This window comes from Luteimonas fraxinea, assembly GCF_021233355.1.
In the GTDB taxonomy this organism is placed as follows: Bacteria; Pseudomonadota; Gammaproteobacteria; order Xanthomonadales; family Xanthomonadaceae; genus Luteimonas; species Luteimonas fraxinea.
This window is the reverse complement of record NZ_CP089507.1, coordinates 1453055-1466643: the sequence shown is the minus strand read 5'-3', so window position 1 is coordinate 1466643 and position 13589 is coordinate 1453055. Positions and strand designations below refer to the sequence as shown.

The following is a 13589-nucleotide window of genomic DNA, read 5'->3' as shown; positions in this document are numbered from 1 at the left end:
TTCGACTTTCTTCTCGATCACCGGAATCCCTGCTGCCCTGCAACTTGACAGCGTTGTCATCGGGCCCGAAAGTCCCGCCCTTCGCGTGTGTCCGCACGCATCCGAACGCTTCGAAACTCCCTGGGGAGGGAACACATGGACCGACTCCGCCGGTCGCGGCTGCGCCTCGCGCTCACGCCGCTCGCCTTTGCCACGATGGCCTTCAGCGCTGCCGCGCAGGACACCGCCACTCGGACCACGCCGCCCGCGAACGACGAGGCGTCGACGCTCGATGCGGTGATCGTCACCGTCGAACGCCGCGAGCAGGATCTGCAGAAGTACGCAGGCACCGCGCAGGCGATCTCCGGTGACGATGCGCGCGCGCTGGGCATCAACAACGAACTGCGCAACATCCAGACCGTCGTGCCGGGCCTGAGCATGTCCAACCAGGAAGGCAACCTGGAGATCTTCATCCGCGGGGTGGGCTCGGCCAACAACACCGAGCTGGGCGATCCAGGCGCCGCGCCGCACATCAACGGTGCCTACATCGCGCGTCCGCGCGGCCTGGGCGGCATGTTCTACGACATCGAACGCGTCGAGATCAACAAAGGTCCGCAGGGCACTTTGCGCGGGCGCAACGCGCTCGCCGGATCGCTCAACATCGTCACCAAGCGGCCCGATCTCGAACAGTTCGGCGGCTACGTGCAGCTCGAAGCGGGCAATCGGGACCATCAGGCCGGCGAGTTCGCGATCAATCTGCCCCTCGGTGGCTGGGCGGCGCTGCGCTTCGCCGGTTACAGCGTCGAGAAGGACAGCTCGTTCCGCAACGCGGGTGATCCGCGCCTCGATCCAGCCGGCATCCAGGACGAGAAGGGCGGTCGCGTGTCGTTCCTCTACCAGCCCGACGACAAGCTCAGCGTGTTCGCAATGGCGGACATGGGCAAGGAAGGCGGCACCGGCTATCCGGGCGCCAATATCTGGAGCGCGGCCTGCGGCAGCGCCGATCCCGATACCTGTCCCGACAGCCCTGGTCTGTCGCCCGACGATCTCGACCTGCGCAACGTGGTCTATCGCGGCGCACAGGGCACGCTCGACAGCACCAACTGGGGCGCGATGGCGAACGTGAGCTACGACTTCGGCCCGATCGTCGCCGAATACAACACCAGCTATCGCGATGTGGACTACCGCCAGACCAACGCCGCCAGCGAAGGCATCCTGTGGGAAGGCCGCGACGTCAGTCCGCGTGGACCGGGCAACCCCGACGGTTTCGACTACGACAACTTCTCGACCCAGTACTGGGAGACGCTGTCGCAGTCGACCACGCACGAGCTGCGGCTGTCATCGAACGGCGATGGCCGCTTCCAGTGGACCGGCGGCGCCTTCCACTTCAACGAAGACCAGCAGGTCGGTTACCTGTCGCTCGCCGACAAGGGCACCTGGTTCTCCGGCACCGAGTTCACGATGCCGCGCGTCAACGGCCGCTCGACCGCGCTGTTCGCCGACGGCACATTCGAGGTCAACGACCGCACACGCGTGAAGGCCGGCGTGCGCCGCACGCGTGAAGCCAAGTCGCGTTACGGCATCGGCGGCAACTGGGCGCTGGGTCTGCCGGGCCAGGGCGGCGACTTCGCGACACGTCTGGGCACCGAAGGCTTCGCACCCGCCTTCATGAAGCGTCCGAACTTCGACGTGACCGGTCTGACCTCGGACGCGGACAAGGCGCGCTTCCTGCTCGAGGGCATCCTGCAGCACGGCCAGCGCGACACGATTCTCGACCAGATCGGCGGCGTGGCGAACGGAGGCGCCTTCGGTTGCGTCGATCGTCCCGACATCGGCGGCGACACGATCGACTGCCCGTACCAGCCGTGGGTCCAGGTCAACGCAATACCGTCGCAGCAGTTCGGCGAGAGCCGCTTCCAGTTCAACGACTGGCGCACGGGCGTCGAGTTCGATCTGACCGACGACCACATGCTCTACGCCACGGTGTCCACCGGCCACAAGTCCGGCGGCTTCAACGACACCTTCGACGTCAACGTGATTCCCGAGACCTTCAGTCCCGAGTCGATCAAGGCCTACGAGATCGGCAGCAAGATGAGCCATCGCTGGTTCGGGCGCCCGGGCTCGTTCAACGTCAGCGCGTTCTACTACGACTACACCGACCAGGTGTTCCAGGACCTGACGGTGATCTCGCTCAACGCGAACGGTGAGCCGGCCGGCTACTCGCTGGTCAACCGCAACATCGGCCGCTCGGCGATCTACGGTATCGAGGCCGAGAGCGTGACCCGCTTCGGCGCGGGCTTCATGCTGCACATCAATGCGCTGGCTCTCGACAGCGAAATCAAGGAAGGCACGGTCGGCGACGCACGCAGCCAGAACTACGGCGCCGGTGGTGTGACCTCGCTGATCGACCTGACCGGCAACGAGTTGCCGTTGGCCTCGCGCTTCACCGGCAACGTGCGCCTGCAGCACATGCGCGAGCTGTCGTTCGGTTCGCTCGACTGGCAGTTGCTGGCGTCCTACCGCTCGGCCTATTACCTGACCCAGTACAACAATCGCGACGTGGTGTACGTGGACCAGGCCGGCGATTTCGTGCGGCAGGAAACCGCGGCCGAAGCGGGCTTCCCGGACCGCCAGCGCGGTGAGGTCACGCTCAATGCGGGCATCGGCATCACCTCGCTCGACGGTCGCTGGCGCTACGAGCTCTACGGCAGCAACCTGCTCGACAACGACGTGTCGCAGAAGGCCATCGTGGGTTCGCGCCTCAACATCCGCTTTCTCAACGATGCACGTGCCTACGGCATGCGGGTGCGTTACCAGTTCTGATCGACAGGCGTGTCCTGTGCATCGGGACACGCAGCGCCTTCAGGCCACCGGGTGCCCGCGCATCCGGTGGCCTTATCGTTGGGTGATGCGTGCGCCGCGTGGCCTGGATCGGTATCGCGATCGCTTCAGCGCTTGACCGCCAACACGCCGTCGAGCGCGAGTTCGGTTTTCAAGCCCGATTTCTCCAGTCGCCGTGCGACTTCGCGCGGGACGTCGCGGCCGCTGGTCAGGCGGTTCGGTGCGCCGGTGTAATGGAACAGGCGGCCGCCACGACACAGCACGCGCGCGAGGTGGTCGTAGAACACCTGCGAATAGAGTTCGCCGGCGATGCCGAAGCGCGGCGGGTCGTGCAGCACCGCGTCGACGCTGGCGTCGGCGATGTCGACGATCGCCTGCGAGATGTCGGCGTGCGCGAGGTGCAGGCGGCTGCCGGTTTCCGGCGCGTCGGGATCGGGCGACCACGGGTTGAGCGTGCGCAGCCACAACACGTCTTCGTTCTTTTCGAACGAGCGAATCTTGGCGACGCCCGATTCGAGACAGCACGCGGCGAAGTAGCCGAGGCCGCCGCAGGTGTCGAGCACGGTCTTGCCGCGCGGCGCGACGAGCGCGACCTTCTGCCGCGCGTCCTCGATCGGCGAGATGCGCGCTGACACCAGCATCTTGATGCCGTCGATCTCGAACGTCGGCGGACCCCAGTCAGTCGGCACCAGCTTGATCAGCGAGCGTCCGTAGCGCGACACCGCGGTCCAGTCGTCGCCGTCCAATACATAGAGCGTGCGGTCCTTCAACGTGCCCGGCCACGGATACGCATGGCCGCGCCACGACCAGTGGTCGCCTTCGAACGTCACCGTGTCGACGTTGCGGCCCAGATCGAGCGAGCCCGTCCAGTCGCCCGCGCCGGCACGTCGCGCGGCCAGCATCGCGTCGGCGGTGTCGCGGGTCAGCAGGGGGCCGGTGGCGTGGGGCATCGCGGGATCGGGTCGCGGATCGGGCGGGCATCGTAACCGGTCCGCGTTCCGCCCCTGTCCGATTGTCCGCGCTTCGACGAGAATCGCGACTCCGGACGGATCCCGTCCCCTCATCGGAAGTCGTCGCATGCGCGTTGCCGCTTTGAGCCTGGCCGTCTCGGCTGGATTGCTGCTGTCGGGATGTGGATTCAACGTGTCGGGAAGCGGTGATGGCGACGGCGCCGCGTCGACCGCGAGGACGGACGACAGCGCGACAGCGCTGGCGCTCGACGGTGAGGTGTCCGGCGAGATCACCTCGTCGAGTGGCATCAACTACAGCGACGGCAGCCGCTACCAGCGCTTCTCGCTGCCGCTGACCGAAGGTCAGGCCGTATCGCTGACGCTGGAAGGCGCGCTGCCCGGCACATTGGCGGTGTTCAACGGCGATCAGCTGATCGCGCAAGGCGAGGGTCCGGGTCTTGCGTTCCGCGCGAAGTCGGCGGGCGACTATCTGGTCGCGGTCAGCGGTCGTGGCGCCGAAGCGTTCGGCCCGTTCCGCCTGGGCGCGAAGACCATCGCGGCCTACGACGGCAAGCCGCTGATGGGCGAGGGCGAAGTCATCGACTGGCTGACCGGCAGTGCGCAGGACTACACGCTGCACGTCGAGCGCCCGGGTCTGTACACGATCACGCTCGCGTCGAGCGCGTTCGATCCGGTACTGCGCGTGCGTGGCCCGAACGTCGAGGCCGAGAACGACGACAGCGGTGGCGGCACCGATTCGATGCTGCGCCTGTTCCTCGAGCCCGGTACCTACACCTTGAACGCGGCTGCGCTCGAAGACGCGGGTCGCGGCGATTTCAATCTCGCCGTGCGCTATGCACCGCTGCCGGGTGGAATGGTCACGCGTGACGGCACGGCACTGGTGTCGGGCCAGGTTGCCGTCGCGCGTGTCGACGGTGGCAGCGGCCGCCGCTTCGTGCTCGATGTGCCGAATGCCGCGCAGGTGACCTTCGAAGCGCGTTCCGACGAGTTCGACACCGTGCTGCACATCGACGGTCCGGGCGGCACCTTCGAAGACGACGATGGCGGTTCGGGCACCAACTCGCGCCTGTCGACGCAGCTCGCCGCCGGACGCTACGAGGTGCGTGTCGAAAGCCTGGGCGGCGGATCGGGCATGTTCGAAGTCGAAGCGCGCATCGACGGTGTGGACGCACCGGTCGTGGAAGCCGTGACTGCACCCTGAATTTCCGCAATGCGTTTGTGTGCGCGGCATGTGGACTCGCATGCCGCGACTGTTCTGGCGGCGTCGGGTTCCTCATCGCCGTAAACGGAACTTGAACGTATCGGTGTCGAATTCGTGCAGGACGCGTGAAGGTTTGTGTGCGCTTCAGCCTTGAAGGTCTTTACTGCGGCCCGCGACGCCCCCTTGGCGTTGCGGAATTTCCCCCGCAGACGCGCGATCGAGTCATCGATCGAGCGCGTCCAAGACCAAGAAAGGATGGCCCCGATGAAGAAGCTCCTGATTCCCGCCGCGATCGCGGCCGCGCTGTGCGCTCCCACTGCCTTCGCCCAGAGCGCCGGCGGGGACACCTACCGTCCTGATCTGCAGGTCGGCCAGGGCAATGCCTTCGTGGCCGGCAACGTCGGCCGCACCGACGGCGGCACCGCCGGCCGTTTCGGCACCGGCGATTTCAACGTGTTCGAAAGCCGCGACGGTCGCAAGACCGGCTACGGCCTGGTGGGCGGCTACCGCTGGAAGCTGTCGCAGAACTTCGGCCTCGGCGTCGAGGGTGGCTACGCGGACCTCGGCAATATCGAAGTGCGCAACATCAACAACGGCGACGACGTGAACCAGCGCGCCGACCGCAATGCGCTGCGTGGCTGGCAGGTGGGCGGAAACGCGCGTCTGAACGTCACCCCGGCCTGGTACGTCAGCGGCCGCGGCGGTTTCTTCCGCGCGTCCGACAACAACGTCGACTACTACAACTCGGTCGGCCAGGATCTCGGCCTCGAGAGCGGTGGCAGCGATGGCCGCAACAGCTGGTACGCCGGCGTCGGCACCGGCTGGAACGCCACAGAGAACTTCAGCGTCGGCGTGCATTACGACTACTACCGTGCGAAGTCCGGCGACGTGCGTGATCCGATCTCGGGCGCGCGCTTCGAAGGTCCGAAGCGCTCGACCGCGCTGCTGGGCCTGCAGGCCGAGTACACGTTCTGATCCAGCGTTGCTGATCTGCTGCAATGAAAACGGGCGCCCCAGGGCGCCCGTTTTTGTTTGCATCGCGTTCGTACGGTGGGTGGCGCGCAGAAAAACCTGCTGCACCTCGATACGCCGCGAATGATGGGTTTCGCTGCGCTCTACCCATCCTACGTGTGGGGTCCGTCGGCTCAGAACACGTAGTTGATGCTGACCAGCGCCGTGCGCGGCGCGCCCGGCATGCTGGTCGAACGCCAGTAGTCGGTGTCGGTGAGGTTGGTCACCGCCAGCGTCACCGTCCACGGCATCACGCGCCATCCGAGCGAGGCGTCCCAGCGCGTGTAGCCGGCGCGTTCGCTGGTGTTGGCGGCGTTGTTGAACACCGGGCCGCGATAGGTCACACCTACTTCGCCGTAGAACGCGCCTTCCGGTGCGTAACGGATGAACGCATTGCCGGTCTTGCGCGCGACGCCGATGCGGTACTTGTCCTCGTTCGCCGGCGTCATCTTGTCTTCGACGACCTTGGCTTCCTGCAGGCCGAACCCGCTGCGCAGATACCAGTCGCGTGCGAGTCGGCCGGTCAGGCTCGCTTCGACGCCGCGCGAACGCTCGCTGCCGCGCACCGCAAACGTGAAGGGTTCGTTCTCGGGATCCGGCCGATAACGCACGTTGTAGAGCTCGAGCTCGTACACCGCGAGTTGCGAAGACAGACGTCCGTCGAACCAGTCGCTCTTGAGGCCGGTTTCGAGCTGGCGCGAGTATTGCGGCTCTTCGTCGAACACCGCGTTCTCGGCGACGGCCACGCTCATCAGGCCGCGACCGCCGTAGGGCGCGAAGTTCTTGCTGTAGGACGCGTAGACGCTGTGCGCCTCGACCGGCTGCCAGATCACGCCCACACGCGGGCTGAGGGTGGTGCCGTCGTAGTTCCGGGTCTGGTTGGTGATGCGGTTGGTGGTGCGGAAGTCGAAGCGGTCGAAGCGCGCGCCGGCCAGCACCTTCCAGTGATCGCCGAACGCCATCAGGTCCTGCACGTACAGCGCTTGCGATTCCGCGCGGTGGCGGTTCGACGTGCGCGCCGCGCCGCGCGGTGTCTTCGGTGCGACCCACTGCGGGTTGTAGGGATCGACGCCGAAGGGATACGCCAGCGACGGGTCGGAGGTCGCCGCGGACGTCGACAGGTCCGGATTGCGCTGCTCGCGGCTGTCCTCGATGCCGACCAGCAGATCGTGTTCGATCGCGCCGGTGCGCAGGCGTCCGGTCAGATCGACCGTATTGCTCAGCGTGCGGTTTTCGGTTTCCTGCCAGGCGCGGGTGAAGGTCATCAGGCCGCGCGTGGTGCAGGGGCGGCCATTGCTCAGCAGGCGACCGTCGGTGCCGCAGTAGGTGCCGGCGTAGAGATGGTCGAAGTCCTGGCTGACCTCGCTCAGCGCTGCGGTCCATTTCACCGACCAGTCGTCGGTGATGCGGTAGTCGAGCACCGAGCGCGCCATGCGCATCGTGTCTTCGACGAAGTCGTGCGGGTGCGCATAGGCGATGCGGTGCGACACATCGGCCGGCAGCGCGTCGTAGGCCGGTGCGCGGTCGGGAATGCGATGGATCTTGTCGTAGGTGTACTGGCCCAGCCAGGTCAGGCCGTTGCCGTTGTCGAACAGCACGCTCGGCGAAATCATGCGGTTGTCGTTGGCGATGCCGCGACGGAAGCTGTCGGCTTCCTCGTAATCGGCCGTCAGGCGCACGGCCCACTGCGGCGACAGCACTTCGTTGATGTCGAGCGTGCCGCCCTGGTTGTTCCAGCTGCCGAACCGGACGTTGGCGCTGCTCACGCCGTCGAAGCGCGCCTGCTTGCTGACCAGGTTGACCATGCCGCCGCCGAGGCCGCGGCCGTACAACACCGAAGCCGGGCCTTTGACGATCTCGATACGCTCGACGTTCGCGGTGCTGCGACGCACCTGGCCGGCGGAGCGCACGCCATCGCGGTAGATGTCGTTGGAGTCGGCCTCGAACCCGCGCAGCAGGATGCCGTCGCCGCGCATGTCGTAACTGGTGTCCACGCCGGGCGTGCCGTCGAGCAGCACGCTGAGGTCGTTGAGGCCGTAGACCTTGGACTTGCTCATCTCCAGCGTGTTGATCGTCTGCGGCACGTCCTTGGGATCGAGCGCGGTCTTGGTTGCGGTCGACACGGTGCCCGGACGGCTGTCGTCGCGGTCGAGCACGTCAGCGGTCACGACGAGGGTGTCGAGCGTGGTCGCGGACGGCGGCGGCACCTGCGCGGCGGCCGGCAGCATCGCCAGTGACAGGCAGACGGACAGCGCGCGACGTGCGGGGCGCGGTACGCCCCCGGAGAGATTGGTCACTTGGATTCCCGGATGAATACGGCCGGCGGCCGGATTGGCGCGCATGCTAATGCGAATCATTCTCGCAAACAAGAGCCCAACATCAACGGGGTGGGTGCGGTATCGGAAAACGCCGTGTCGTCGCGTCGTGACTTCGCCTCCACGTGTCAGCACGGGGGCTGACCGGACGCCTGCCTGTCCCGGGCGGTTTCACGGGTGCGCCATGGCGCGCCGGGCCTGATGGCCGCCCAACCCCCGCACTGGAATTACCATGTCTTCAGTCAACGCCACGCCCCGCGTCCGCCTGCATATCGACGACACCGGAGGCGACGGCCGCCCGGTCGTGCTGATCCACGGCTGGCCGCTGTCCGCCGAATCGTGGAAGGCGCAGACCGGTCCGTTGCGCGATGCCGGCTATCGCGTCGTGGCCTATGACCGCCGTGGTTTCGGCCGCTCGGAAAAGCCGCCGACCGGCTACGAATACGACACGCTCGCTGCCGATCTCGCCGGCGTGCTCGAAGATCTCGATCTGCGCGACGTCACCCTCGTCGGCTTCTCGATGGGCGGCGGCGAAGTCGCGCGCTACATCGCCAACTACGGCGAAGACCGCCTGCACAGCGTCGTGTTCGCCGCTGCCGTGCCGCCGTACATGCTCAAGACGTCCGACAACCCCGACGGTCCGTTGACCGAAGACAAGGCCAAGGAAATGGAAGACGGCCTCAAGCAGGACCGCGACACCTTCTTCGACGGCTTCACCAAGGATTTCTTCAGTGCCAATAGCGAACTGAAGGTCGACGAGAAGACGCGCCAGGAGGCGATCGCGTTGTGCAAGCAGTCCGACCAGACGGCCGCACTCGGTTGCATGAAGGCCTTCGGCACCACCGATTTCCGCCAGGATCTCGAGAAGGTCACGGTGCCGACGCTGGTGTTGCACGGCGACAGCGACGGCACCGTGCCGTACGAGGGTTCGGGCAAGCGCACGCACGCGGCGATCGCCGGCAGCGAGGCCGTCGTGGTGCCGGATGCGCCGCACGGCTTCAACGCCAGTCACGCCGATGCGTTCAATCGGGCGCTGATCGCGTTCCTGCAGAAGTAAGGCTTCGACCGCGAAGACCGACTTCGAAGGCCGCGTCCATCCCGACGCGGCCTTCGTCTGTCCGGCTCACTGAATCGTCGCTCGCCAGCGGGCCCATGGCCGGCCGCATCGACGACCACGTCATGCCGACGCACGCACCTTGCACCCAGCCCCCGAACCGGAAGCCACGCCATGTCCGTTCCGACCCCCGACACCTTCGCCCGTTACGACGAGCGCCTCGCCACCCCAGGCCCCGACGAAGCGGAGCTGGCGGCCGATCTGGTCGAGGTGCTGCAGTCGATCCAGCAGATCACCCTGGAGGATGAAGGCCATGGCCTGCGCGCCGTCCACGCCAAGAGCCACGGCCTGCTCGAAGCCACGCTGCACATCGACGACGGCCTTGCGCCGGAGCTCGCGCAGGGCCTGTTCGCGCAGCCCGGTCGCTATGACACGGTGCTGCGCCTGTCGACGACGCCCGGCGATCTGCTGTCGGATCGCGTGTCCACGCCACGCGGTGTCGCGATGCGGATCTGCGGCGTCGAAGGTGCGCGTCTGGAAGGCAGCGAGGACATGGCCGTGCAGGAGTTCATCCTAGTCAATGGGCCGACCTTCAACTCGCCCAACGGCAAGTCCTTTCTGCGCAACCTCAAGCTGCTGGCCAAGACCACTGATCGCATGGACCGCACCAAACGTGTGATCTCGGCGATCCTGCGCGGTACGGAGCGCGGCCTCGAAGCCATGGGCGGCGAGAGCGCCACGCTCAAATCGATGGGAGGCGAGCCGCCGAACCATATTCTCGGCGAAACCTTTTTCACGCAGTTGCCGATCCGGCATGGCGACTACATCGCCAAGTACCAGCTGGTGCCGGTGTCCACATCGCTGCGCGCGCTGACCGACGTCCGCCTCGACCTCAAGGACGACGACGCGATCCGCGATGCGGTGGTCGCGTTCTTCGGCGCCAACACCGCCGAGTGGGAATTGCGCGCGCAACTGTCGACATCGCTGGCCGACATGCCGGTCGATGACGCATCGGCGGAGTGGGATGAGGCGCGCAGCCCGTTCCGCACCGTGGCGCGTCTGGTGGCCGGACCGCAGGCGGCGTGGACGCAGGCATTGAGCCGCGAGATCGACGATGGCGTGGGCTTCAGTCCTTGGCACGGCCTGGCCGCGCATCGCCCGCTGGGCGAGATCATGCGACTGCGCAAGCCGGCGTACGAGGCCTCGCACCGGTTCCGTGCGCAGCACAACGGACAGCCGCTGCAACGGGGATGTCCGTTCGCGGGCGCTGGTTCGCGCGCGTGATGTGTTGCGCTTGATCGGCACCGCGTCGTGGTGCGCATGACGCGACGCCGATGCCGCCCGCGCGCTGGCATCATGCAGCGATGCCGCCGCTGACCCTCGATCATCTGCGCCGCCATGCGGTGGCGCGATCCCTGTTCAAGCCCACCACGCTGATGCGCGCGGTCGGCAGGCTCGGCTTCGTGCAGGCCGATCCGATCCGCGCACCAGCGCGCGCGCAGGACCTGACGTTGCGCCATCGCGTGGTCGACTATCGCGCCGGTGATCTGGAGCGCCGCTATCCGCGACTGGCGCTCGAAGAGGATTTCTTCGTCAACTACGGCTTCCTGCCGCGCGAGACACAGGCGCTGATGCATCCGCGCACCGCGCGCGAAACCTGGACGCCCGCGCGCTGGCGGCAGGCGCAGGCCGTACGCGCCTTCATCGCCGAACGCGGCGCCGTGCATCCGCGCGAGGTCGACTCGCATTTCGCCCACGGCAAGGTCGCCAACTGGTTCGGCGGCTCGTCGAATGCCAGCACCCAGCTGCTCGACGGCATGCACTACCGCGGCCTGTTGCGCGTCGCCCGCCGTGATGGCGGCACGCGGGTCTATGCGCTGCGCGAGCCGGATGCGGCGCAACTGGATGCGGACGAGATCGACCGGCGTCTGGACCGGATGCTTGATCTGCTGGTGCACAAGTACGCGCCGTTGCCCGAAGCCAGCCTGCGCCAGTTGATGTCGTATCTCGGACGCGGCGTGCCGCAATGGCATGCCGCGCGCGCTGCAACGCTGACGCGCTCGCGTGCACGCCTCGGCGGCGCGCGCATCGAGGGTGTCGACTGGGTCTGGCCCGCCGACGAATCACCGCAGAGCCGGCGCTGGCGGCCCGATGCCGGTGTCCGGCTGCTGACGCCGTTCGATCCGGTGGTCTGGGACCGGCGTCGTTTCGAACTGCTGTGGCATTGGCGTTACCGCTTCGAGGCCTATACGCCGGCGCCGAAACGCCAGCTCGGCTATTACGCATTGCCGCTGCTGTGGGGCGATCGCGTGATCGGCTGGGGCAACGTGTCGGTCGTCGGCGGCGTGTTGAACGCAAGCTTCGGTCATGTCGACGGCAAGGCGCCACGCGACGCGGCGTTCCGCGACGGACTCGACGCCGAACTCGAACGCATGCGGGCGTTCCTCGGTCTCGCGTGACGCGTGCGACGCAGCCCGTGGCGCGTCGCACGCACATAGCGGCTTACTGGATCAGATTCACCTGCAGCACCGCCGTGTCGGTCAACAGGCCGAAGTGCCCGGTCGGGAGGGTGTGGCTCGCGGTCTCGGCCGGCAGCGTCGAGCTGTGCACGCCGGCGACGGTGCAGACGCCGCCGTAGCAGACGATCTGGTCGATCCAGGATTTGATCGAGTACGTCTTCATGCCGAGCGGCTTGCCGGCCAGCGATGCCAGCAGCGGACTGTTGATTGACAGACCCTGCGCGCCGCAGGTCGAGGTGACGACATTCCACGGATATGTGCCGCAGCTCCACAGGCCGCGATACGCACCGGCGATGCCGACGAAGGTCGCGACGTCGTTGACGAGGCCGTAGTTGACGATCTGCTTCGCCGCCAGGGTGACGCCCATCGAGTGGCCGATGACGTCGATCTTGCCGGTGCACGAGCGCGCGATCGCCTCGACCAGCGCGTCGAGGACGGGCGTTTCCTCGCTGCCGCTGTGGTCGTTGCACGCGGCGCAGGTCTTGCTGCCCCAGTCGGGGCGCAGGATCTCGAAATCGGTCCAGCCGCGGGCGCGCAGTTCCACGTAGGTGTTGTCGAAATGCGCGGGCTTGCCGGCATTGCCGTGCACCAGCACCACGGCGTCTCGGCACGCGGCTTGCGCGGCTTGCGCGGCCGAGGCGAAGAAGGCAACCAGCAGGATCAGCAGCAGTCGCAGCAGCCGCGTGTCGCGGCGATCGAAGAATCGGAGCATCGGACTTCTCCCACGGCCCGAAGGCCGCACGCAGGTGGCGCGGCCGACGGCGCCGGTCGCGAGCCGGCCATGTGGGGGAGAGGGCCAGTGGCCGGATGTCAGCACGCACGCGCCACGCGCGGCATTGGACCTTCGGCCAGTCGTGACGGCGTGCGCGTTTGGGGCGTCAGGGCTTCTCGCCGACCCAGACCTGCATCTCGACCGTCTGCAGCAGGCCGTAGTTGGTCAGGAACGCCACATCGGCCGCGTCGCGTCCGTAGGCGACGACGATGCGTCCGCCGCGCGGCGCCGACTGCGTCGCGTCGAAGGTGTACCAGCGGCCGTCGAGATAGGCCTCGAACCAGGCATGCAGGTCCATCGGTTCCAGGCCATGCAGATAGCCGACCACCATGCGCGCGGGAATGCGCAGGCTTCGGCACAGGGTGATGCCCACATGCGCGTAGTCGCGGCAGACGCCAGCGCCGTGTCCCATCGTGTCGAGCGCATCGGTGGTCGCATCGCTGACGCCGTAGCGATATTCGATGTGGCGACGGATCCACGCGACGATCGCGCCGACCTGGCCGGCGCGCGGGCCCGCCTCGTCGACGATCTCCAGCGCACGCTCGAACGTCCGGTCGCTCGGGCAGTAGCGGCTCGGCAGCAGATATTGCAGCGTGTGGTCGGGCAGGGCGGCCGGTGGCATCGGTGCGGTCCACGGCGCCACCGCGATGTCGCGTTCGGTCTCGACTTCCAGTTCGGTGCGGATGCGCATCCGACCGCTGTGCACGACGAAGCGCTGGCACAGATTGCCGAACGAATCGACGAATTCCGTGGGCCGCACATCGGGATCGAACGCGTAGTGCTCGCTGACCAGCCACTGGGCGTCACCACTGCGGGGACGGAGCATGGCGACGACGGCGCAGTCCACCTCCGCCTCGACGACGAGTTCGCAACCGGCCAGCAGGCGCATCGTGCATCCAGGAGAGGGAAAGACGCAGCGTGGGCGT

Annotated in this window: 10 protein-coding genes; 6 read left to right on the top strand and 4 right to left on the bottom strand. The window is 67.1% G+C overall.

What is annotated here, in order from left to right; translation table 11 throughout:
* Nucleotides 1-135: 135 nt before the first annotated feature.
* A complete protein-coding gene (locus LU699_RS06575; protein WP_232133968.1) occupies nucleotides 136-2802 on the top strand; it encodes a TonB-dependent receptor in 2667 nt (888 codons plus the stop codon).
* A 125-nt stretch (nucleotides 2803-2927) separates the two neighbouring features.
* On the opposite strand, the gene LU699_RS06570 is transcribed toward LU699_RS06575, so the two are convergent.
* On the bottom strand, nucleotides 2928-3770 hold the full coding sequence (locus LU699_RS06570; protein ID WP_232133969.1) for a class I SAM-dependent methyltransferase: 843 nt from the start codon (nucleotides 3768-3770) through the stop codon (nucleotides 2928-2930).
* Nucleotides 3771-3897: 127 nt separating this feature from the next.
* Between LU699_RS06570 and LU699_RS06565 the strand changes: the two genes are divergently transcribed.
* Nucleotides 3898-4992, top strand: coding sequence for an ABC transporter substrate-binding protein (locus LU699_RS06565; RefSeq protein WP_232133970.1), 1095 nt, complete (start codon nucleotides 3898-3900; stop codon nucleotides 4990-4992).
* Nucleotides 4993-5256: 264 nt separating this feature from the next.
* Complete coding sequence (locus tag LU699_RS06560) at nucleotides 5257-5967, top strand: outer membrane protein (protein WP_232133971.1); 711 nt, start codon at nucleotides 5257-5259, stop codon at nucleotides 5965-5967.
* A gap of 170 nt (nucleotides 5968-6137) precedes the next feature.
* Here the strand turns inward: LU699_RS06560 and LU699_RS06555 are convergent, their stop codons facing one another.
* Entirely contained in the window at nucleotides 6138-8300 is a 2163-nt protein-coding gene (locus LU699_RS06555) for a TonB-dependent receptor (protein ID WP_232133972.1), read from the bottom strand.
* 250 nt (nucleotides 8301-8550) lie between these two features.
* Here LU699_RS06555 and LU699_RS06550 point away from each other — a divergent pair, with 250 nt between their 5' ends.
* The 3 genes from LU699_RS06550 to LU699_RS06540 all read left to right on the top strand — a co-directional run bounded on the left by LU699_RS06550 (nucleotide 8551) and on the right by LU699_RS06540 (nucleotide 11831).
* Nucleotides 8551-9375: an alpha/beta fold hydrolase gene (locus tag LU699_RS06550; RefSeq protein WP_232133973.1), complete on the top strand. Its 825-nt coding sequence runs from the start codon at nucleotides 8551-8553 to the stop codon at nucleotides 9373-9375.
* Between the two features lie 171 nt (nucleotides 9376-9546).
* Entirely contained in the window at nucleotides 9547-10656 is a 1110-nt protein-coding gene (locus LU699_RS06545) for a catalase family protein (protein WP_232133974.1), read from the top strand.
* Between the two features lie 80 nt (nucleotides 10657-10736).
* A complete protein-coding gene (locus tag LU699_RS06540; RefSeq protein WP_232133975.1) occupies nucleotides 10737-11831 on the top strand; it encodes a DNA glycosylase AlkZ-like family protein in 1095 nt (364 codons plus the stop codon).
* A gap of 43 nt (nucleotides 11832-11874) precedes the next feature.
* On the opposite strand, the gene LU699_RS06535 is transcribed toward LU699_RS06540, so the two are convergent.
* Both LU699_RS06535 and LU699_RS06530 read right to left on the bottom strand, forming a co-directional pair.
* Nucleotides 11875-12603 carry an alpha/beta fold hydrolase gene (locus tag LU699_RS06535; protein WP_232580516.1) on the bottom strand — a complete coding sequence of 243 codons (729 nt, stop codon included), beginning with the start codon at nucleotides 12601-12603 and terminating at the stop codon, nucleotides 11875-11877.
* Nucleotides 12604-12769: 166 nt separating this feature from the next.
* Nucleotides 12770-13552, bottom strand: coding sequence for a transglutaminase domain-containing protein (locus LU699_RS06530; protein ID WP_232133977.1), 783 nt, complete (start codon nucleotides 13550-13552; stop codon nucleotides 12770-12772).
* Nucleotides 13553-13589: the final 37 nt, after the last annotated feature.